Below are 22,896 nucleotides of genomic sequence, written 5' to 3' on the forward strand. Positions count from 1 at the left end.
TTGGTTTAAAAACTGGAACGGGTAGCCGTTAAAATCCAGTCATAAAAGATCCTATTATATCGCTAACGTACTTAAAAGAAGAGACGATTACTAATTTTACCACCTTTATCTTTCGGTGTTTTATACATAAACATAATATTTCCTGAAATGTTTTAACAAAAAGCCATTTTTTTGTGATAAATTTCACAAAAAATGTACAAATCTACTTGTATGGTAGTATTTATGGTGATATTTTTATGTCATAGAATTATAAACGAGGTCTTAAATGAAAATTGTTAAAGCAGAAGTTTTTGTATGCAGCCCAGGAAGAAATTTTGTTACATTAAAAATAACAACCGATGAAGGCGTTTATGGTGTTGGTGATGCCACACTTAATGGACGTGAATTAGCCGTAGCATCTTATCTTAAAGATCACCTTTGCCCACAACTTATTGGGCGAGATCCACATCAAATCGAAGATATCTTTCAATATTTTTATAAAGGTGCTTATTGGCGCCGTGGGCCAGTAACGATGTCCGCTATTTCGGCAATAGATATGGCGCTTTGGGATATTAAAGGTAAATTGGCCAATATGCCACTTTACCAATTATTAGGTGGCGCATCTCGTACTGGTGTAATGGTTTATTGCCATACTACAGGCGCAAGTATTGATGAAGCATTAGATGATTATGCTAAACATCAAGAAATGGGTTTCAAAGCGATTCGTGTTCAATGTGGTATACCGGGTATGAAAACGACTTATGGTCAAAGTAAAGGAAAAAACCTAGCTTACGAACCCGCAACACGTGGAAACTACCCAGAAGAACAGTGCTGGGCAACAGAAAAATATCTTGATTTTATGCCTAAACTGTTTGAAGCCGTACGGAGTAAATTTGGTTTTAATGAGCATTTACTACATGACATGCATCATCGCCTAACTCCTATTGAAGCAGCTCGTTTTGGAAAAAGTATAGAAGATTACCGCCTATTTTGGATGGAAGATCCAACCCCTGCCGAAAACCAAGAATGCTTCCGTTTAATTCGTCAACATACTGTCACCCCCATTGCGGTCGGTGAAGTATTTAACAGCATATGGGATTGTAAGCAACTTATACAAGAACAATTAATTGATTACATTCGAACCACAATTACTCATGCAGGCGGTATTACTCATATGCGCCGTATTGCTGATTTTGCTGCGCTTTATCAAGTAAGAACAGGATCTCACGGACCGTCTGATTTATCACCAATTTGTCATGCGGCAGCACTACATTTTGATCTGTGGGTACCTAACTTTGGAGTACAAGAATTTATGGGCTATTCAGAGCAAATGTTAGAGGTATTTTCACCAAATTGGACCTTTAATGATGGCTATATGCACCCAAGTGACAAACCAGGATTGGGCATTGATTTTGATGAAAAACTTGCCAAAAAATACCCTTACAACCCAGCTTATTTACCAATTGCACGTTTAGAAGATGGTACTTTGTGGAATTGGTAAATTAATAGGAGTTTATATGAAAAGCATTGTAGTCAAACAACCTAATGACTTGATAATAGAGGAACGAGAAGTTCCTCAACCAGCAAAAGGTGAAGTTAGAGTAAAAGTAAAATTGGCAGGAATTTGTGGTTCTGATAGCCACATATATAGGGGACATAACCCGTTTGCTAAATACCCAAGAGTCATAGGACATGAATTTTTTGGAATTATTGATGATGTCGGTGAAAATGTCGATATTGCAAGGATTGGGGAGAGGGTCTCTGTTGATCCCGTTATTAGCTGTGGGCATTGTTATCCATGCTCAGTAGGTCGCCCTAATGTGTGTGAATCTTTAACTGTATTGGGTGTGCATCGTGATGGAGGCTTTAGCCAATATGCTGTTGTGCCAAGTCAAAATGCTTACACTATACCTGATGAAATCAGTGATGAATCAGCTGTGATGATTGAGCCATTTACTATTGCAGCAAATGTAACCGCTCATTTAAAACCAACAGAAAATGACGTGGCTTTAATTTATGGTGCAGGGCCGATGGGGTTAACATCAGTTCAAGCCCTTAAAGGGGTGTATAACGTTAAAGAAGTCATTGTTGTAGATCGGATTGACGAGCGTTTAAATATGGCAAAAATTAGTGGTGCTGATAGAGTAATAAACAACACCTCTTTATCTTTAAAAGACGAACTTGATAGGCTTAGTATTAAACCAACAGTTATTATTGATGCTGCCTGTCATCCATCTATTTTACAAGAAGCAATTACTATTGCATCACCAGCCGCAAGAATCTTGATTATGGGATTTTCAAGTGAAGCCTGCCCGATAACTCAGCAAAGTATTACAAGTAAAGAGTTATCTATTTTTTCTTCTCGATTAAATGCTAAAAAATTTCCAGTTGTAATTGATTGGCTAAAAGAAAAATTAATTGATCCGCAAAAATTAATTACTCACAGATTTGATTATATAAAAGTTATTCAGGCTATTGAAACTTTTGAAAAAGATCAAAAACAGTGTTGCAAGGTATTACTAACCTTTAGTTAGTGATTTTTAAAACGGTTTTATAAATGACCTTTTTATATACAAAATTATAAAGCGAGTAAAATATGGGTAATATAGGAAATAATAAATGTGAAAGAAATGCTTCGGATTTAGTTAAAGCAGCTGTTTCAGGATGGCTTGGAACAGCATTAGAATTTATGGATTTTCAATTGTATTCTTTAGGTGCTGCACTCGTATTTCATGAAATATTTTTTCCCGAGCAATCGGCAATTATGGCTCTAATCTTAGCAATGGGAACCTATGGTGCAGGATATATTGCCCGTATCGTTGGTGCCTTTATTTTTGGGCGATTGGGAGATACCATTGGGAGAAAAAAAGTTTTATTTATAACCATCACTATGATGGGAATTTGCACAACATTAATTGGCGTATTACCGACTTATACTCAAGTCGGTATTTTGGCTCCTTTAATGTTGGTGATTTTGCGTATTGTTCAAGGTTTGGGTGCAGGTGCTGAAATCTCTGGTGCAGGCACTATGCTTGCAGAATATGCTCCTAAGGGAAAAAGAGGAATCATTTCTTCTTTAGTGGCAATGGGCACAAACTGCGGAACACTCAGCGCTACTGCGATTTGGGCTATTATGTTTTTCTTTTTAGATAAAGAACAATTAATTTTATGGGGATGGCGAGTTCCTTTTCTTGCTAGTGCACTTGTTATGATCTTTGCTATATGGCTTCGAATGAATTTAAAAGAAAGCCCTGTATTTGATAATGTTAATGATGCAAACACTCACTCAGTTAATGATAAACAACTAATTAAACCTATTTCATTAGTTGAAATGATAAAAAGTAGATCATTTTGGCTTGCAACAGGGTTACGTTTTGGACAGGCGGGAAATTCGGGGCTAATTCAAACTTTTTTAGCTGGTTATTTAGTGCAGGCTTTATTATTTGAAAAAAGTATACCGACAGATGCATTAATGATTAGTTCTATTGTGGGATTTGCTTCTATTCCTTTTTTAGGATGGTTATCTGACAAAATTGGACGACGAATTCCTTATATTTTTTTGACAGTATCTGCAATTATTCTTGCTTATCCAATGTTATCTATTATTGTTGATAAAAATTATTCGGTCAGTACCATAATGTTATGTTTAATTGTTATTCACAATGTTGCAGTATTAGGATTATTTGCACTAGAAAATATCACCATGGCTGAAATGTTTGGCGCTCGTAATCGCTTTACTCAAATGGCTATATCTAAAGAAGCAGGAGGTCTTATCGCTGTTGGTTTTGGACCTATGTTGGCGGGTATTTTCTGTCAGGTTGTAAACGATTGGTGGCCAATTGTAGTTATGATTATTGTTTACTCTTGTATCGGCTTGGTATCTGCGATTTTTATGCCAGAAGTAAAAGATCGTAATTTATCTGATTTAAATGATGCCGCATAATAATTTAAGATATTGAAGGAAAAATAATGAGATTATCAAACCAAACTTTATCACAACTACCTGAAAAAGTAGTTATACCAAGTTATGATAGAAACAATCTTAAAACCAAAATGGTTCATCTTGGATTTGGCGCATTTCACCGTGCTCACCAAGCTGTGTTTACCGATATTGTAGCAACTAAACATGGTTGTAATTGGGGATATTGTGAAGTTAATTTAATTGGTGGTGAAAAACAAATAGCCGATTTAAAAGAACAAGATTATCTATTTAGTGTTTGTGAAATGTCATATGACAACTGGTCTACTCGTGTTGTTGGTGTTGTTAAAGAAGCATTACATGCAGATATAGATGGCATTGCCAAAGTATTAGAAGTAATGACACGCCCAGAAATAGCAATTGTTTCAATAACAGTCACTGAAAAGGGGTATTGTTATTTACCTTCAACAGCATCAATTGATCTAAATAACCCGCTTATTAAGCACGATATTGACAATCCGGCTACCCCAAAAACATTACCAGGAGTGATTGTTGAAGCATTGCGAATGCGTAAAGAAAAAGGTCTAAAACCGTTTACCGTTATGTCTTGTGATAATATGCCAGAAAACGGCCATGTGACACGAAACGTTGTTTTAGCGCTAGCCAAACAGCGTGATCGAAATTTAGCTAGTTGGATCGATGATAATGTTACCTTTCCATCAACTATGGTTGATCGCATTGTGCCAGCAGTGACACCAGAAACCATGGAAAAAATAAAAAAACAACTAGGAGGTATCGAAGATCCAGCTGGTGTGGCTGGCGAGCCTTTTAAGCAATGGGTGATTGAAGATAATTTTGTTGCAGGCCGCCCTGATTGGCAAAAAGCTGGCGCTGAGCTAGTAACTGATGTATTACCATATGAAGAAATGAAATTAAGAATGTTAAATGGTAGCCACTCGTTTCTTGCTTATTTAGGATATTTAGCGGGTTATTTACATATTGATGAATGTATGCAAGATCCTAGTTATGTTAAAGCTGCAAGGCATTTGATGATTAATGAACAAGCAACAACGCTACGTGTCAAAGGTGTGGATTTACAAGCTTATGCTGATTGTTTACTTGATCGTTATCGTAACACGGGTTTAAAACATCGGACTTGGCAAATCGCCATGGATGGTACATTAAAATTATCGCAACGGATGCTTGATTCCATTCGTTTCCATTTAAAAAATGGTACACAGTTTGATTGTTTAGCATTAGGTGTAGCTGCTTGGATGCGATATGTCAGTGGCGTAGACGATGCAGGTAAGGCAATTGAGGTAAGTGATCCAATGGCTGATAAGTTGAAAGAATTAGTGGCAAATAGCAATGATAATCAAGAGCGAGTAAAATCATTATTGTCATTATCACAAGTATTTGGTGATGATTTGCCTAACAATCCATGTTTTGTTGAAAAGGTCATTAAAGCTTATTTGTCTTTACGGGATATTGGCGCTAAACAGTCGGTTAAACAATTAGAAAGAATTTACTAAATCATTACTAACACAACTAACATAATTAATAAGAAAAAAAGTGTAATTGCTCGTAAGAGCAATTACACTTTTCATTTAGCCCAGATAACTTTTTATTGGTGATTATTGGTAATTGTCTATCAAAAAAGCTTTTCTTCTATTTAAAAATCACCTACTATTCTTGTTTTTATTTTTCTTAACATAAGAATGGTATATGTTTACACCTATCGACTTAAATACTTCTGAACCCGTTAATCAGCAAATCTACCGCAAATTAAGAAAAGCTATTATTACCTGTCAGATATTACCTGGTGTTTTACTCTCAGAAAAAGAAATTTCTAGCCAGTTTAATGTTTCTAGACAGCCAGTTCGAGAAGCATTTATTAAGCTAGCAGAAGCAGGATTGGTTCAAATTTTACCTCAGCGAGGAACATTTGTAACTAAAATCTCTATTAAGAAAGTCATTGATGGACAATTTATTCGAGATGCGATTGAATGTGCAATTATCAGGCGAGCGGCGATAGAAATTAACGATTTGCATATTTTATTGTTGCAAAAAAATCTTGAGGAGCAAAAAGAGGCGAATAAACAAAAAAACTTTCATTATTTTCTTGAAAAAGACGATGAATTTCATCAAATTCTAATGAATGTGATAGATTGCCAGTTAGCATGGGAAAGTGTTGAAAATATTAAGGCAATGATGGATAGAGTTAGATTTCTCTCGTTGGAAGAAATTTCGTCACCCGATGATCTGGTTAAACAACATGAAAAAATTCTGATGGCTTTGAAAAAGCATGATCCAGAACTTGCCGCAATTGCTCTACATGAACATTTATCGGCTATTTTGGAGACTATAAAAATAGTATCAAAACAGAAGAATGAATGGTTTGTTGATTAATCTTGATTAAAAATCTGAATTATTATTTTGAATATTTTCTGTAACTATGCCATTTGTTTTTTTTTGTTGTAGTTTACTCTGGTGCAGGCAATTATTTATTTTTACGTAAATAACCTAAAATACGGAAACTATCTACTTTCCATAATCCCTTATTAAAAATTAATGGATAAGTTGCACGACTGCTTTTGTTGGGACCAGGGTTTTGTTGAATAATTTCAATTTCGTTATCGCTAACTTTGCTAATAATGGCAACATGACCATATCTTGACCAACCAAAAACAATAATATCTTCAACTTGTGGTTTAGTTGGCGAACCATTATGAAATTGTAATAAATTACGTTTAGGATTAAGCTGACCATCAGGAATTGATTCATCGAAGTAATTTTTAGCATGACCATAACTATCTGGCATTTTGTGATTAAAACGTTGATAATAATAACGTTTAATAAATTCAACGCATTGGTACTTTTGGCCTAAGTTATAGCCGTCTTTAGTTAGATTACGACCACTAACATTACCAGTACTACCATTATAATAAACATCAACACCATTGAATTGATCAACAACTTTGCCTATTTTTTCTTTATCAACTTGCATATCAGGGTAAACATATGTGTAAAAAACGTAATAAGTAAGTATTGATAAAATGACAAAGAATAATGTTTTTTTGTATTTGAATAATATTATATTTCTCATTATAAGAATTTATTTTTCCTATTATGTTTTTATAACTATCTTTCTTTTTTATTAAAAAATAAAGTAATACCCATCGATTGTGACAGGCTTATTAACGTATTGTTATTAAGTCATGTATTTGAAAATGATGTTATTTTATATAATATTAATATATTACATTTTATGTAAATAACCTAAAACGCCAAAACCTTCTATTATCCATTTTCCATCAACGATCGAAGGGTCAAAGAACTCTTTTGCATGCCCATAGCTATTGGGCATTTTGTGATTGAAGCGTTGATAATAATAACGTTTGATAAATTCAACACATTGATATTTCAGACCTAAGTTATAGCCGTCTTTAGCAATATTTCTTCCACTTACATTATTGATGCTACCATTATAATAGACTTTCACACTATTAAATTCATCAAAAACTTTGCTAATTTTCTGTTTATCAATTTCAACATTAGCAAAAGCACATGAATTAAGTGTATAGTAGCTTAATACTGATAATAGTTAAAGTAAAAAAACTTTTTTATATTTTAATAACATATTTATTTCCATTGTTTTAATTATTTATTATTGTTTATTTTGTTAAAAAACTAAAATTTAGTCGATAAGTAAAAACTTAATAATTGTTAGATTATTAATTAATCTAACATTTAACTATAGTATTTATTTTTATATAAGCTATTTAACCATGATAAAAAATTATGTTCTGTATTTTCAATCTAAATTAGTATTTCATCATTAAGATAAATATATTTGAATTATAATAAAATGGGGTTGCAAAATGATTAAGAAAGTTAAAATAAATGTTAACGGTCGTGTGCAAGGTGTAGGATTTCGTTTTTTTACTTATCAGCAAGCCCAAAAACTGAATTTAGTTGGTTATGTTCAAAATTTAGATAATGGTGATGTTGAGATTATAGCTCAAGGTGATAATTTACAAATAAGCAAATTAATAAAATGGATTGAAAATGGCGGTCCTGCATCAGCAAGCATTTCACTTGTCAATATAGTTGAGTTAAAGCCACAAAACGATTTAACTTCTTTCAATGTGCGATATTAATTTAATAAAAAATAAAGTAAAATAAATAAAATTTTGGGCATTTGAAATAATAATTTCTTATTAATGTGATTAACATATGTTATGAATAAAAAAAATCTGATCTGTTTTTTACTTCTCGTCATTGTTATTGGTGTTTATTACAATTATCAAAAAGGAGATGAGGCAATAAGTCAATTAGCTAAAAATACATCAGATAAGCCGATTTATCAAAGTGATGACATGTTAACAGATATTTACGATTTATCTGGCGAACTTGTATATAAAATCGAATCAAGCAATGTTAGATATTTTGATGATGCCGGTAAGACAGCATTTGATTTGCCTAATTTGACTCTTTATGATCAAAATCATGTCGCTACATGGCATATAAAAGCGAAGAAAGCAGAGCTGACTAATGATAAACTTCTTTACCTTTATACTGATGTGCAGTTAGATAATTTGACACAAGAAGCCCAATTAAAACAAGTAAAAACAGATAATGCAGTGGTTGATTTAACTTCACAGATAGTGACATCAAAAGATCCTGTCATTATTAATGGAGTGGGGTTTTATTCAACAGGTGTTGGATTAGCTGGGGATTTACATGCAAAAACAGCTAATATACTTGAAAATGTAAAAACATATTATAATACTGAGGCAAAATAAAATATGAGTTCGCTAAAACAAGTTGTTTTTTCATTAATTTTATTGCTACCTATCTCTTTAAGTAGTTTTGCAAATGAATCCATTACGCAATCAGAAAATTCAAAAATTTTTGCCGATAACAAACCTGTTGCGATTGATGCAGATAATCAGCAGATTGACATTGAAAATAATACGATTACATTTATTGGTAACGTTGTTATTGTTCAAGATGGGTTAACGATAAAAGCTGATAAAGTTGTAATCACTGATATGCAAAACGCAGAAAAACAAAAAATCACGGCTTATGGTAATCCTGTAAGTTATAAGCAAATTTTACCGAAAAAAAATAAGATCGTAACAGGACAGTCAGCGCAAGTAATTTATAATGTAAAACAAAATAATATTGTGCTACAAGGTCATGCCGAATTATTTCAACAAGATAATCATATTGTTAGTGATCTGATTACTTATGATATTAAAAAACAGCAAATATTTGCTCAACCAGGTAAAAATAGACGGGTAAAAAGCACTATCATCCCAAGCCAAGTTAAAGAGATGAACAAATAAAATGTCAATTTTAAAAGCGGAAAATTTAGCTAAAGTATACAAAAAACGACGTGTAGTTGAAGATGTGAGCTTAACTGTTAATTCTGGCGAGATTGTTGGGCTATTAGGACCAAATGGTGCCGGTAAAACGACGACGTTCTATATGGTGGTTGGTATTGTGACCTTAAATGCAGGAAAAATCTATCTTGATGATCATGATATTAGCATTTTACCGTTACACGAACGAGCACAAAAAGGGATTGGCTATTTACCGCAAGAAGCCTCAATTTTTAGAAAATTGTCTGTAATTGATAACATTATGGCAATTTTAGAAACACGGAAAGATATTGATAAAAAAGAAAAAATAGACCGTGCTGAAGAATTACTTGAAGAGTTTCATATTACCCATATCCGTGACAGCATAGGGCAATCGCTATCTGGAGGTGAAAGGCGACGAGTTGAAATAGCAAGGGCATTAGCCGCTAATCCTAAATTTATTTTGCTTGATGAACCTTTTGCTGGAGTGGATCCGATTTCGGTAATAGATATTAAAAATATCATCAAGCATTTACGTGATCGTGGGCTGGGCGTTTTAATAACTGACCATAATGTTCGTGAAACATTAGATGTTTGTGAGCGAGCTTATATTGTTAGTAAAGGTCATTTAATTGCAGAAGGTACACCGAGTAGCATTTTAAGTAACGAAGATGTAAAACGTGTTTACTTAGGAAATGAGTTCAGATTATGAGCAAACCCAGTTTACAACTGAATGTCTCTCAACAATTATCTATGACGCCACAATTACAATTGGCGATCCGATTATTGCAGTTGTCAACTTTAGAATTACAGCAAGAAATTCAAACTGAACTTGAAAATAACCCATTACTGGAAATTGCCGATCAATATGATGAAATTAGCGTTAAACAAAATGATGAAATTGAACATATTGATACGCGTGATGCCTTAGATAGCCAAGAAATTCCTGACAATATTCCACTTGATGCATCTTTAGATGATATTTATACCGCAGGGACCCCATCTGGTACTAATTCCGATTATCGCAATGATGAATTGCCTATTTATCAGGGCGAAACCCACGAAACGCTACATGATTATTTAGAGTGGCAACTTGAGCTAACTCCTTTTAGTGAAATTGATCGGGCGATTGCCGTTTCTCTTATTGAAGCTATAGATGAACGAGGCTATTTAACTGTTTCAACTGAAGAAATACTTGAAGAACAAGGTAATGATGAAATTGAATTAGCTGAAGTTGAAGCCGTATTAAAAAGAATATGGAATTTTGATCCCATTGGTGTTGGTGCAAGAACATTGCAGGAGTGTTTGTCTATTCAAACTCAACATTTAGTGTCGCCACCACTTGTTAAATTAATTATTGATAATTATTTAGATTTATTAGCAAATCGTGATTATAGAACGTTAAAAAAAGTATTAAATGCTAACGATGAGCAGTTAAAAGAGGCCGTCGATTTTATACAACACTTACAGCCCTATCCCGGTGATTTTATTAATATGTCTGCGCCAGATTATGTGATACCTGATGTTTTAGTAAAAAAAGTGAATGGAAGCTGGGTTGTTGATTTGAATAATGACATAATGCCGACCCTACGCATAAATCAGCAATATGCGGCGATGGAAAAGACAGTAAGCGAAAGCGATAGCCAATATATCCGATCACATTTGCAAAATGCGAATTGGTTTATTAAAAGTATTGAAAATCGCAATGAAACTTTACTTAAAGTAAGTCAATTTATTGTAGAACATCAGCGGGAGTTTTTCGAACTGGGCACAGAATATATGAGGCCAATGATTTTATCTGATGTTGCAAGCGCAATTGAAATGCATGAGTCAACGGTTTCTCGAGTAACAACTCAAAAATATTTACAATGCCCGACGGGCATATTTGAATTAAAATTCTTTTTTTCTAGCCATGTAAACACACAGTCAGGCGGTGAAGCCTCGTCGACGGCTATTCGTGCTTTAATTAAAAAATATATATCAGCAGAAGATAGTAAAAAGCCACTGAGTGATAGCAAATTAGTTTCGTTACTTGAAGAACAAGGTATTATTATTGCTCGCCGAACCGTAGCAAAATACCGTGAAGCTTTATCAATTCCACCATCAAGTCAACGTAAACAGCTTTAAATTTAAAACTGTTTACGGCAACGGATTATTTTAAATGACTTTTTTAGTTTCAATAATCATCATATCCGTAGTAAAAGAACCATCAGCTTGAAGTTCAAAATAACTTTTTGTATCGTCAGCTGCGGTTTCTTGGTAAATTCGTATTGCCTCAATTAACTGTTCAGGAGTACGCATTCGTTTAACCCATGTATCAAAAGAGAGTGTTAAACGGTGGCGAGCTATATTATTAATGATGAAACCCGCTTCAGTTAAAAAGGTTAACCATTCACCGGGGGTATAGTCACGAACGTGTGATGTGTCACGCAAGGCTTCAACAGTTTGTAGCCAAACATCTAATACAGGATGACCAGGTGAAACAACATCCATAATAATTAATTTACCACCAGGTTTAGTTATTCGATGGAGCTGTCGAATGCTTTTACCTACATCATGCCAGTGATGTGCTGAATAACGGCTGACAACAATATCAAATTGATTATCAGCAAAAGGGGGATATTCAGCATAACCTTGCTTAACGGTTATATTTTGTAAACCGCGCTCTTTTGCTGTTTGCGCGACAACCGATAACATTTCATTTGAAAGATCATAGGCAGTAACATGTTTAACATATTTTGCTGCAATAAAACTGACATGACCTGCGCCACATCCCATATCAAGTAGATTTGCCTCGGAATGTGGGATAAGTAGGTTAGATAAATATTCAAGATCAGGTCCTTGCGCATGTACTTTACTGGTTAAATAAGCATTGGCTTGTTCGCCAAACTGCTGTTTTACATTATCATGATGTGTTGCCATTGGTGATTCTCATTATTGGATTGGGCGCAAATAAACGCCCAAAAGTTGAAATTAAGCTAAAAATGACGGGATTTTCTGTTCAAAGTCGCTAATCGCTTCTTCATGTTGTAAGGTTAAACCAATATTATCTAAACCATTTAGTAAACAGTGACGTTTAAAGGCATCAATTTTAAATGGATATTGCTTGTCTCCAGCCGTGACGATCTCATTAACTAAGTCAATGGTAAATTCAATACCTTCATTCGCTTCAACAATTTTAAATAGTTCATCGACATCGGCTTCGGATAAATTAACCAATAATAACTGATTGTTAAATGAGTTATTATAAAAGATATCGGCAAAGCTTGAGCCTATAATGGCTTTAAATCCATAATCGGCAAGCGCCCATGGCGCATGTTCACGAGAAGAGCCACAACCGAAATTTTCTCGCGCCAATAAAATGCTGGCGCCTTTATAGCGGGGTTTATTCAAGACAAATTCAGGGTTAGGCTGCTCGCCAGCATCATCTAAAAAGCGCCATTCATGAAAGGCATGTTTACCAAATCCAGTGCGTGTTACTTTCTGTAAAAACTGTTTTGGAATGATTGCATCTGTATCAACATTAGCCGCATCCAAAGGAACGACTAGCCCAGTATGTTTTGTAAATTTTGCCATGACAGCTCTCTCCTTAAAATGGTTTGCGAATATCTGTAAAATGACCAGTAATCGCTGCGGCAGCTGCCATTGCTGGGCTAACCAAATGTGTTCTAGCATCACGCCCTTGGCGACCTTCAAAATTACGGTTGCTGGTTGATGCACAGCGATCTTCTGGTGCTAATTTATCATCGTTCATTGCAAGACACATAGAGCAACCCGGTAAGCGCCATTCAAATCCTGCATCAATAAAGATTTTATCTAACCCTTCGGCTTCAGCTTGTTCTTTTACTGGTCCTGAACCGGGTACAACTAATGCTTGTACACCTTCAGCGACTTTACGGCCTTTAGCAATTTGTGCAGCAGCTCGTAAATCTTCTATACGTGAGTTTGTACAAGAACCAATAAACACTTTATTGATTTTAATATCTGTCATTTTGGTGCCAGCAGTTAATCCCATATAAGTTAATGCACGCTCGGCAGAATGTTTTTCAATAGGATCAGCAAAATGATCAGGGTTCGGCACGGTTGCGTCAATTGAAGTTACTTGACCCGGATTAGTTCCCCAAGTAACTTGTGGTGCGATATCTTTGCCTTCTAACGTCACAACGGTATCAAAATGTGCACCTTCGTCGGTTTTTAGTGTTTTCCAATAAGCAACCGCTTTGTTGAAGTCTTCACCTTTTGGTGAAAATTGACGATCTTTTAAGTACTCAAACGTGACTTCATCTGGTGCAATTATGCCAGCTTTAGCACCCATTTCGATTGCCATATTGCATAATGTCATGCGGCCTTCCATTGATAATGCTTTAATTGCATCTCCACAAAATTCAACCACATGCCCTGTACCACCCGCGCTAGTGGTTTTGCCAATAATCGCTAAGATAATATCTTTGGCGGTGATTCCGTCAGCAACTTGACCTTTGACTTCGATTTTCATGGTTTTAGCTCTGCCTTGTTTTAAGGTTTGAGTGGCTAACACATGTTCAACTTCGGAAGTACCAATGCCAAAAGCTAATGCACCAAAGGCACCATGGGTTGCGGTATGTGAATCGCCACAAACGATTGTCATACCCGGTAATGTCATTCCTTGTTCTGGTCCAACTACATGGACAATACCACGTAATGGGCTTTGTAAATCATATAACGAAACACCAAACTCTTTGGCGTTTTTTGCCAGTTCAGTTAATTGAATGCGCGCCATTTCGCTACAAGCATTTAAATCATTACTTTTGGTTGAAGTATTATGATCCATCGTCGCAAAAGTTTTATGAGGCTGACGAACTTTACGATTCATGGCACGCAAACCATCAAAGGCTTGTGGAGAGGTGACTTCATGAACTAAATGACGATCAATATATAATATGGGTGTTTCGTTTGGTGCTTCATAAACGACGTGTGCATCATATAATTTTTGATACAGTGTTTTTGACATTGCATATTCCTTATTATTTTTACAACTTAACTGCGTTGGGTTTTAGACATAATTTTATGAATACTAAGCTTAATTAGTCGCATTTAAGAGGGATACAAGTAGTTGTTTATTCTGCCTACTTGGCTTATCCCTAAGTGATACAATAAATAACATCAATCTGATTAAATGAGCTTACAAATTATGTCTCCCATTTCGTCAGTTGAAATCGGTTGTTCTTTTTGGGCTAAATCAATAGTACGGTAGCCTTGCTCTAATGCTTTATTTACTGCGGTTTCGATAGCTGATGCAATATCATCACGTTTGAAACTGTAACGAACTAATAATGCCAATGACAAGATTTGTGCAGCTGGATTGGCTATGTTTTTACCCGCAATATCTGGCGCACTACCACCTGCTGGCTCATATAGTCCAAAACCTTGCTCGTTTAAGCTAGCCGACGGTAACATACCCATTGAGCCAGTTATCATAGCGCATTCATCAGACAAAATATCACCAAATAAATTTGAACATAAAATTACGTCAAATTGTGAAGGATCTTTAACTAATTGCATCGTAGCATTATCGATATACATATGCTCAAGTGTAACATCGGGATAGTTTTTAGCGACTTCGCTAACCACTTCACGCCATAAAATTGAGGTTTGTAGTACATTGGCTTTATCAATTGACGTCACTTTTTTTCGGCGTAAGCGAGCTGCTTCAAAACCCATTTTAGCGATTCGTTCAATTTCAAATCGGTGATACACTTCAGTATCAAAAGCCTTTTCTTGAGCACCGCTACCTTCGCGACCTTTTGGCAAACCAAAATAGATACCACCAGTTAATTCGCGCATGCATAAAATATCAAAACCACGCTCAGCAATATCGGTGCGTAATGGGCAAAGATCTTCTAAACCTTGATATAAACGAGCAGGGCGCATATTAGCAAATAATTTGAAATGTTTGCGTAGTGGTAATAATGCACCGCGTTCAGGTTGTTGGTCTGGTGGTAAGTTAGTCCATTTAGGCCCGCCAACAGATCCAAATAAAATCGCATCAGCTTTTTCGCATCCTTCTAGTGTTTCTTTCGGTAATGGGCAGCCATGAATATCAATTGCTGCACCACCAACATCATATTCACTGGTCGTAATGGCAAGTTGATATTTTTTACGGATAACTTCAAGCACTTTATAAGCTTGTTTCATTACTTCTGGACCAATACCATCACCAGGAAGCACTGCAATATGGTAGTTTTGTGACATATTTTATTCCTTTATAATCTCATTTAATCTGATTATTTTGTTCAACAATTAACAAAATAATATAATATTAATCATGGTGTAATTTTTGTTTTTCTTGTGCAACTTGATTTGCTCTATACACATTATTTAATACATTAATTAATGCGAGCGCTGATGAGTGAACAATATCGGTTGCAAGTCCAACACCATGGAATTTACGCCCTTTATAATCGGCAACAATATCAACTTGTCCTAAGGCATTTTCGCCTTGTCCTTTAGACGCTAATTGATATTTGACTATTGAAATAGGTTCACCAGTAATGCGATTTATGGCTTGGTAAACAGCATCAACAGGTCCATTACCCGTTGCGGCATCGGAAAATTTGTTATCTCCAATGATCAAACTAACCGATGCTGTAGATACAACGGTTGAGCCAGATTGAACATTGAAGTAATCCAAAACATAATGCTCTTTTTCATCTTTTAGTTGATTGATAAATATTAATGCTTCTAGATCATAATCAAAAACTTGACCTTTTTTATCGGCAAGTTCTAAAAATGCTTCATAGAGTTGATCTAAATTATAATCTTTATCGTGATAACCTAATTCTTCAAGGCGATGTTTAACAGCAGCTCGCCCTGATCGAGATGTTAAATTTAATTGAATTTGATTTAACCCGATTGATTCAGGTGTCATAATTTCGTATGTTTCTCGATTTTTTAGCACACCATCTTGGTGGATCCCTGAGGAGTGGGCAAAAGCATTACTACCAATAACAGCTTTGTTAGCTGGAATTGGTGTATTGGTTATTTGGCTTACTATTTGACTGGTACGATAAATCTCTTGATGATTAATATTGGTATGAACATTTAATATATTTTGACGGATTTTAATGGCCATGATGACTTCTTCAAGTGCGGTGTTACCCGCACGTTCGCCTAAGCCATTCATCGCCCCTTCAATCTGCCTAGCACCTTCTTGAATCGCGCTAATCGAGTTAGCCACCGACATGCCCAAGTCATCATGGCAATGAACAGAGATAATCGCCTGATCAATGTTTGGGACACGTTCAAATAAGGTATGAATAATGCCACCAAATTGATAAGGGACAGTATAACCGACAGTATCTGGAATATTGATCGTTTTTGCCCCCGCTTTAATTGCTGCTTCAACGATCCTACATAAGTTATCAATTGGGGTACGGCCTGCATCTTCACAAGAAAACTCCACATCATTAGTATAATTACGTGCACGCTTAATACAGTGCACTGCTCGTTCAATGACATCATCAAATGTCATTTTTAATTTATCTTTGACGTGTAAAGTTGATGTTGCCATAAAGGTATGAATACGAAACTCATCAGCAACCTTTAAGGCTTCTGCTGCAACATCAATATCTTTATCGACACATCGAGATAAAGCACAAACTCGGCTATCTTTTATTGTTTTAGCAATCGTCTGTACTGATTCAAAATCACCTGGTGATGAAATGGGAAAACCAACTTCCATTACATCAACTCGCATTCTTTCTAACGCTAGCGCAATTTGTAGTTTTTCTTTAACACTCAAACTTGCTTGTAATGCTTGTTCACCATCACGTAGTGTGGTATCAAAAATAATGACATGATCGCTCATTGTTTTTCCTTATTATATATTTTAGCGCTATCTCGGTATTTCAAGTTAAAAAACAAAAAACCCGCACTTTAGCGCGGGTTCTTGTTAATCTGTCGAGTTGTTTAATAAACTATCTTTTTTACTCCACACACAAGCCATCCGCGCAAAATGATGCGAGAAGAAGGCTGAGGAGGAGAGAGTATAATTTAATCAACACACGAATTCCTAAATTTAACTAATTAAAAAGTGAATTGATTATATTTTTACCAAATGATATAAGTTGTGTCAATAATTATTTAAAATAAGACGTGTTATCAAACGGAATAGAAAAAGGCTTAACAACTACAATCAATTTATCTATTGCATAAATAAGTTGAGCAATTTATGGCTAAGCTTATAATAGTGCTATCTTTCTTTTATTGAGGATGAATATTATGAATATAGTTGATATTTCTCAAAAACGTTATACGACCAAACACTATGATCAAACTAAAAAAATTCCAACTGACCAATTTGACCAATTGTTAACCGTTTTAAGAAACAGCCCATCATCGGTTAATTCACAGCCATGGCATTTTTATGTTATTGATAACGATGCAGCCAAGAACAAAATCTTACCTGCTATTGCTGAATTTAATCAGCCAAGAATAACAGGCGCTTCCCATACTATTGTTTTTTGCATTAAAACGCCATTAGATGAAACCTATTTGGTCAATTTGTTGAATCAAGAAGATAAAGATGGTCGATATCCATCGGCGGATCTTAAACAAGCACAAGATCAAGGTCGTCGGCACTTTGTCACACTCAATAGCGCGACCATTGAATCACAACAATGTTGGGAAAGTAAACAAATCTATCTTGCCTTAGGGCAATTACTTTTTGCCGCAGCGGCAATTGGCGTGGATACAACCGCTATTGAAGGGTATGATGCTACTAAAATGGATGAAATTTTAGAGCTTAAAAGTAAAGGGCTTAAAAGTGTCGTGGTAGCAACATTAGGTTATCGAGCCAAAAATGACGGAAATGCTCACCGACCAAAATCACGCCTACCCAAAGAGCAACTTTTTACTTTTTTGTAAAATAATAAGATCACAAATTGTACCCTCCGCTTAAAGCTGTAATAAGGCGGAGGTTCTTTTGCCATTTCTTTGTTTTTATTCTACTTAATTAGAATTAATATACCTGCGATATAAAAATTGTTATTATTTTGAGCTTCTTTACAAATCTTAACAAAAAAAATTATTTTTTGCTTTAAATTATCACTATATTTTGATTATACTTAATCGCCTATATCGTATAAATAGTTATAGATTAATTTGGTTTTTTAAAAAGTTTTTTAAATCTGCTATTGAATTTAGTTAAACTACTACGTTTAAAGCATCAAACAAAGTCAAATAATTTAGTCAGCGAAGAAAAATAATGAAAATAGCTCAACTAGCCTTACAAACAACACTACCACAATTGCAAAAAAAGCGTTATGCGTTACAAGCAATTGCTACTTTATTGTTAGGGATAACGATATCAGATAATGTCATTGCACTAACCGCAACCACAACAAAAGAGATTCAGGGCAACAAGCCTTATTTGCACTTTAAGGCAAATCAGGATAACCAAGTTGGCAATAAGCTGAACAGCTTAAATGAGCTACTTGGCTTGAAGATACCAAGTGAAACAAATAATGGTGAATTAAAACAAATTGGTATTATGGATTCAATCTCGTACGGTGGAAAACCGTTAAGAGTTCCAGAGGGTACAAAATTATCAGATATTATTGCTCTGGTTGCCGCGGACAGCAAAGAACATGACATCGCTACATTACTACAAGTAGTAGACGATGATGGTGATGCCTCTATAGCTGAGAACGCAACTGTTCTTGGTTCGTTAAAGGCAACTTGGAAAGATGGCTATGAAGAAGTTGTGAGCGATTTAAATCAGGAATTAACACAATGCGGAGGGCCTTATACCTTAGAATTAAGTATAAAAGATGTCGCTGCAACCACCAAGTATGGTATTCCCAATACTAATGATTATGGTAGCAAACCTCAAATTGCTTACCAAGTTATGCTTTTAGGTGGTCCAAAATTATGCTACGCTCAACCAGATCGTATTGATGTTTATTTAGAGGCTGGAGATGTAACTAAATATCCTAAAGGTTATAACTCTGCAATCTGGAATGGTGCTGGTTATAATGAGGCTAATCGATCTCGTGTAGGATTTATAGCCGAGTCATTTCGACCTATTACTGGTTTCGAAGGGGTTAAGTTTAACTTAATCGGTTCAGGGGGTAATCAGTCAAAATACCGTTGTATACTTGATGAGAGCAATATCACTAATTGGGTAACTTTGTCAGGAAACGGAAATAAAGCATTGGGTGCAGGTTGTAATATTACTTATAATAGTCGTCTTAAACCGAAGACCCCATTATCCATTAATATGGAGTACACAGAAGATAATGGTAATAGTTGGATAAATATTGGTAAAGTGACTCTTCCGATACCTGAGAAATGGGCAATTCTTGTTGATCATAATAATTCTAGTGAAAGTAAAGGTTTTATTGAAAAGGATAAGTACCCGGCGTTTGATGAATGTCGTAAAATTATTGATGGTCATGCAATACCAGCAACAACACGAGATCAAGTTAATGATTTTTCTGACGCAGGAAAAGCTTGGCGGCAAAAATATCTGTATAGAAGGAATGAATTAATTAATTCACTTGATGCTGATTTACCAGAAGGTACTGCTACACTTCCTACACAAGGGACATATAGACCTTCCCGTGATTTAGGTACATTTCTAGGAGAATGGGGAGCCGTCTCGGGATATAAGAATTATAGCCTCGGGTCATTTATTTGGACATCTGAAATGTACCGAGCCGATAAGCCTTTTTCTATTAGTGGACGGCCTCTAGCAGGTTATATTATAGGTGATCGATATACTCTTGATGGTAGTCAGTCCGCTCAAACATTTTGTCGAGGCGAGAATATCCCCTAGAAAATTAATACTAGAATAGTTATTTGTTTAGGTTATATTATTGGGTTATTTATTTTATAACCCTATTATTTGATAGCTTTTCTGCTGATGGTGAGCATTACCTCTAGTTGGAGAATGCTCATGGTGTCTTGGTATCTAAAATATATTTATCAATTATAACTTATTATCTTGAAAGTGAAGTGTTATGTGTTTGGAACCATATTGATATTTTAATGGCATCCTTTCAAGCGACTGCATTATTAGTAACTATAATAAAATAGTAACTACAACAAAATAGTAACTACAACAAAAACGATCCACGGCAACGCTTCTTACTTAACTTTTGAAGAGGGAAATTATAGCTAACTCGACTGATGCGCTATTAAATATTAAATTGTCAGATGATAGGTAATATATAGCATTGGTAATAATTTTTCATCGGAAGATAACCCCACTGGCTCCTGTTGTAGGTCAAAAAGTAAAAGAGATAGAGAAATTTATTTCCCCAATAAATTCTATGATTCCATTAAAGGATTTAATTTCAATCAACAGATTTTGGCAAGAAGATGATGGAGATAACTCAATCTCTGTAACAAGTGATCTTACCTTGGACGTATAAAATATTGATGGAAAACAGTTAATGTAAGTACAGAATCAGATCTCTGTTATGTATCTTATAAAATCATCTTAACCAGTGATAATGGCATTTTATCTATTTAAGATGGAGAGCCTAGAGCAATTGGTTTTTTTAGGTGGCAGCGGTGCTTACTATCTAACAGCCAAAGCTGTTGTTTCTTAGGCATGTTTTGCTCAACCAACCAAATAGTGATTTTGTCTGTGATGATATCTCTTTTGACAACTGGAGTACCAAGCCTTATTGGGCTAGTGTACAAAATTACACTGTTTTTTCAAAACAAGATAATGTTAATACTATTATTTTGCGCATAAAGAGAGCTGCGTGGTGTTTGTGCATTAATTCGTCATTTTTTGTGGTGTTGATAATTTAAACGGTTATTATTTTTAATTTATTGATGTATAAGCAATTAGTCAGATTATTACAAATAAGCCTAGACCCAAGAAGTAGAATCGTTACAATATACGCTATCAATTATGTAGTAGACATTTAGTTTACCATCTTTTAACAAAATAAACGGACGATATTTTATGGCGCAATATGTTTATACCATGAATCGAGTAGGGAAGATTGTTCCCCCTAAACGCTATATTTTAAAAGATATTTCTTTAAGTTTTTTCCCAGGAGCTAAAATTGGGGTGCTGGGTTTAAATGGGGCAGGTAAATCAACATTATTACGCATTATGGCGGGTGTTGATACTGAAATTGAAGGCGAAGCCCGACCACAACCTGATATTAAGATTGGCTATTTACCGCAAGAGCCTAAGCTTGATCCTAAGCAAACCGTGCGCGAAGCGGTTGAGCAAGCCGTTGGTGATGCTAAAAAAGCACTTGCTCGACTAGATGAGGTATACGCCGCTTATGCTGATCCTGATGCCGATTTTGATAAATTAGCCAAAGAGCAAGCGGAGCTTGAAGCAATTATCCAAGCGCAAGATGCCCATAACCTTGATAATCAATTAGAGCGGGCAGCCGATGCATTACGCTTACCTGCTTGGGATGCCAAAATTGAAACATTATCTGGTGGTGAACGCCGTCGAGTGGCAATTTGTCAGTTGTTACTTGAAAGACCTGATATGTTATTAATTGACGAACCAACCAACCATTTAGATGCTGAATCGGTTGCATGGCTAGAGCGATTTTTACATGATTACGAAGGTACTGTTGTGGCCGTTACTCATGACCGTTACTTTTTAGATAATGTGGCAGGTTGGATTTTAGAACTTGACCGTGGTGAGGGTATTCCATGGGAAGGTAACTACTCATCTTGGCTTGAACAGAAAGATCAGCGTTTAGCACAAGAAGCCTCAACGGAATCGGCTCGCCGAAAATCGATTGAAAAAGAGCTTGAGTGGGTTAGACAAAATCCAAAAGGCCGTCAAGCCAAAAGTAAAGCTCGTTTAGCAAGGTTTGAAGAACTTAATAGCAACGATTACCAAAAACGTAATGAAACGAATGAATTGTTTATTCCACCTGGGCAACGTTTAGGGGATAAAGTGATCGAGGTTAATAATTTAACTAAATCGTATGGCGATCGGGTACTGATTGATAATCTGTCTTTTAGCATTCCCAAGGGGGCAATTGTTGGTATTATAGGTCCAAATGGAGCTGGGAAATCAACACTATTTAGAATGCTATCAGGTAAAGAACAACCTGATTCAGGAACCATTACTTTAGGTGAAACCGTGCAGTTAGCTTCGGTTGATCAGTTCCGCGATAATATGGATGATAAAAAAACGGTTTGGGATGAAATCTCAAACGGTCAAGATATTATGCGTATCGGCAATTTTGAAATTCCTAGTCGGGCTTATGTTGGTCGTTTTAACTTTAAGGGGGTTGATCAGCAAAAACGTGTTGGTGAACTTTCAGGTGGTGAAAGAGGGCGCGTACATTTAGCCAAATTATTGCAAGTGGGTGGCAATGTTTTGCTGCTTGATGAGCCGACCAATGATTTAGATGTTGAAACATTGCGTGCACTTGAAAATGCTCTGTTAGAATTTCCGGGGTGTGCATTAGTTATTTCACACGATCGCTGGTTCCTTGATCGCATTGCGACTCACATTTTGGATTATCAGGACGAAGGACATGTTGAATTCTTTGAAGGTAATTTTACTGAATACGAAGAATGGAAAAAACGTACACTCGGCGCTGAGGCATTAGAGCCTAAACGTGCTAAATATAAGCGAATCACTAAATAGGTTTA

Annotated in this window: 20 protein-coding genes; 13 read left to right on the forward strand and 7 right to left on the reverse strand. The window is 35.6% G+C overall.

All coding sequences use genetic code 11. From position 1 onward, the window contains the following. Nucleotides 1-265: 265 nt before the first annotated feature. The 5 genes from manD (at nt 266) to A9G47_RS09710 (ending at nt 6,307) form a co-directional block, all read left to right on the forward strand. Entirely contained in the window at nt 266-1,480 is a 1,215-nt protein-coding gene (gene manD / locus A9G47_RS09690; protein WP_065642772.1) for a D-mannonate dehydratase ManD, read from the forward strand. Nucleotides 1,481-1,496: 16 nt separating this feature from the next. After that, the gene (locus tag A9G47_RS09695; protein ID WP_065580901.1) at nt 1,497-2,513 is read left to right on the forward strand and encodes a Zn-dependent oxidoreductase; all 1,017 of its coding nucleotides are present in this window, start codon (nt 1,497-1,499) and stop codon (nt 2,511-2,513) included. A gap of 62 nt (nt 2,514-2,575) precedes the next feature. Further along, the gene (locus A9G47_RS09700; protein WP_065580902.1) at nt 2,576-3,922 is read left to right on the forward strand and encodes an MFS transporter; all 1,347 of its coding nucleotides are present in this window, start codon (nt 2,576-2,578) and stop codon (nt 3,920-3,922) included. A 26-nt stretch (nt 3,923-3,948) separates the two neighbouring features. Continuing rightward, on the forward strand, nt 3,949-5,430 hold the full coding sequence (locus A9G47_RS09705; protein ID WP_065642773.1) for a mannitol dehydrogenase family protein: 1,482 nt from the start codon (nt 3,949-3,951) through the stop codon (nt 5,428-5,430). 193 nt (nt 5,431-5,623) lie between these two features. Next, entirely contained in the window at nt 5,624-6,307 is a 684-nt protein-coding gene (locus A9G47_RS09710; protein WP_065567760.1) for a GntR family transcriptional regulator, read from the forward strand. A gap of 91 nt (nt 6,308-6,398) precedes the next feature. Here the strand turns inward: A9G47_RS09710 and A9G47_RS09715 are convergent, their stop codons facing one another. Beyond that, complete coding sequence (locus A9G47_RS09715) at nt 6,399-6,905, reverse strand: CHAP domain-containing protein (protein WP_218057016.1); 507 nt, start codon at nt 6,903-6,905, stop codon at nt 6,399-6,401. A gap of 252 nt (nt 6,906-7,157) precedes the next feature. Then, nucleotides 7,158-7,400, reverse strand: coding sequence for a hypothetical protein (locus A9G47_RS09720; protein WP_065567758.1), 243 nt, complete (start codon nt 7,398-7,400; stop codon nt 7,158-7,160). A 379-nt stretch (nt 7,401-7,779) separates the two neighbouring features. Between A9G47_RS09720 and yccX the strand changes: the two genes are divergently transcribed. From yccX to A9G47_RS09745, 5 genes are all read left to right on the forward strand, one after another. Continuing rightward, a complete protein-coding gene (gene yccX, locus A9G47_RS09725; protein WP_141673640.1) occupies nt 7,780-8,058 on the forward strand; it encodes an acylphosphatase in 279 nt (92 codons plus the stop codon). An 81-nt stretch (nt 8,059-8,139) separates the two neighbouring features. Further along, a complete protein-coding gene (gene lptC / locus A9G47_RS09730) occupies nt 8,140-8,703 on the forward strand; it encodes an LPS export ABC transporter periplasmic protein LptC (RefSeq protein WP_065642774.1) in 564 nt (187 codons plus the stop codon). Nucleotides 8,704-8,706: 3 nt separating this feature from the next. Beyond that, complete coding sequence (gene lptA / locus A9G47_RS09735) at nt 8,707-9,249, forward strand: lipopolysaccharide transport periplasmic protein LptA (RefSeq protein WP_081297864.1); 543 nt, start codon at nt 8,707-8,709, stop codon at nt 9,247-9,249. Nucleotide 9,250: 1 nt separating this feature from the next. Continuing rightward, on the forward strand, nt 9,251-9,976 hold the full coding sequence (gene lptB, locus A9G47_RS09740) for an LPS export ABC transporter ATP-binding protein (protein ID WP_065567756.1): 726 nt from the start codon (nt 9,251-9,253) through the stop codon (nt 9,974-9,976). After that, on the forward strand, nt 9,973-11,391 hold the full coding sequence (locus A9G47_RS09745; RefSeq protein WP_065642775.1) for an RNA polymerase factor sigma-54: 1,419 nt from the start codon (nt 9,973-9,975) through the stop codon (nt 11,389-11,391). Before lptB ends, A9G47_RS09745 begins: the two co-directional genes overlap by 4 nt. A gap of 30 nt (nt 11,392-11,421) precedes the next feature. On the opposite strand, the gene A9G47_RS09750 is transcribed toward A9G47_RS09745, so the two are convergent. The 5 genes from A9G47_RS09750 to leuA all read right to left on the reverse strand — a co-directional run bounded on the left by A9G47_RS09750 (nt 11,422) and on the right by leuA (nt 17,110). Beyond that, nucleotides 11,422-12,186: a class I SAM-dependent methyltransferase gene (locus A9G47_RS09750; protein ID WP_065580905.1), complete on the reverse strand. Its 765-nt coding sequence runs from the start codon at nt 12,184-12,186 to the stop codon at nt 11,422-11,424. A gap of 51 nt (nt 12,187-12,237) precedes the next feature. Further along, nucleotides 12,238-12,840, reverse strand: a complete 603-nt coding sequence (gene leuD / locus A9G47_RS09755) for a 3-isopropylmalate dehydratase small subunit (protein ID WP_065567753.1) — start codon at nt 12,838-12,840, stop codon at nt 12,238-12,240. A 13-nt stretch (nt 12,841-12,853) separates the two neighbouring features. Next, entirely contained in the window at nt 12,854-14,254 is a 1,401-nt protein-coding gene (gene leuC / locus A9G47_RS09760) for a 3-isopropylmalate dehydratase large subunit (protein ID WP_065567752.1), read from the reverse strand. Between the two features lie 161 nt (nt 14,255-14,415). Beyond that, nucleotides 14,416-15,495: a 3-isopropylmalate dehydrogenase gene (gene leuB / locus A9G47_RS09765; RefSeq protein ID WP_065567751.1), complete on the reverse strand. Its 1,080-nt coding sequence runs from the start codon at nt 15,493-15,495 to the stop codon at nt 14,416-14,418. Between the two features lie 67 nt (nt 15,496-15,562). Beyond that, a complete protein-coding gene (leuA, locus tag A9G47_RS09770; RefSeq protein ID WP_065567750.1) occupies nt 15,563-17,110 on the reverse strand; it encodes a 2-isopropylmalate synthase in 1,548 nt (515 codons plus the stop codon). A gap of 413 nt (nt 17,111-17,523) precedes the next feature. On the opposite strand from leuA, the gene nfsB reads away from it, so the two are divergent. From nfsB to ettA, 3 genes are all read left to right on the forward strand, one after another. Next, nucleotides 17,524-18,168: an oxygen-insensitive NAD(P)H nitroreductase gene (gene nfsB / locus A9G47_RS09775; RefSeq protein WP_065642776.1), complete on the forward strand. Its 645-nt coding sequence runs from the start codon at nt 17,524-17,526 to the stop codon at nt 18,166-18,168. A gap of 340 nt (nt 18,169-18,508) precedes the next feature. Continuing rightward, nucleotides 18,509-20,080, forward strand: a complete 1,572-nt coding sequence (locus A9G47_RS09780) for a hypothetical protein (RefSeq protein ID WP_065642777.1) — start codon at nt 18,509-18,511, stop codon at nt 20,078-20,080. A gap of 1,143 nt (nt 20,081-21,223) precedes the next feature. After that, nucleotides 21,224-22,891 (forward strand): energy-dependent translational throttle protein EttA, encoded by a 1,668-nt coding sequence (ettA, locus tag A9G47_RS09790; protein WP_065567746.1) that lies wholly within the window; start codon nt 21,224-21,226, stop codon nt 22,889-22,891. Nucleotides 22,892-22,896 lie beyond the last annotated feature (5 nt).

This window comes from Gilliamella sp. WF3-4 (genome assembly GCF_001690275.1).
Taxonomy (GTDB): domain Bacteria; phylum Pseudomonadota; class Gammaproteobacteria; order Enterobacterales; family Orbaceae; genus Gilliamella; species Gilliamella apicola_C.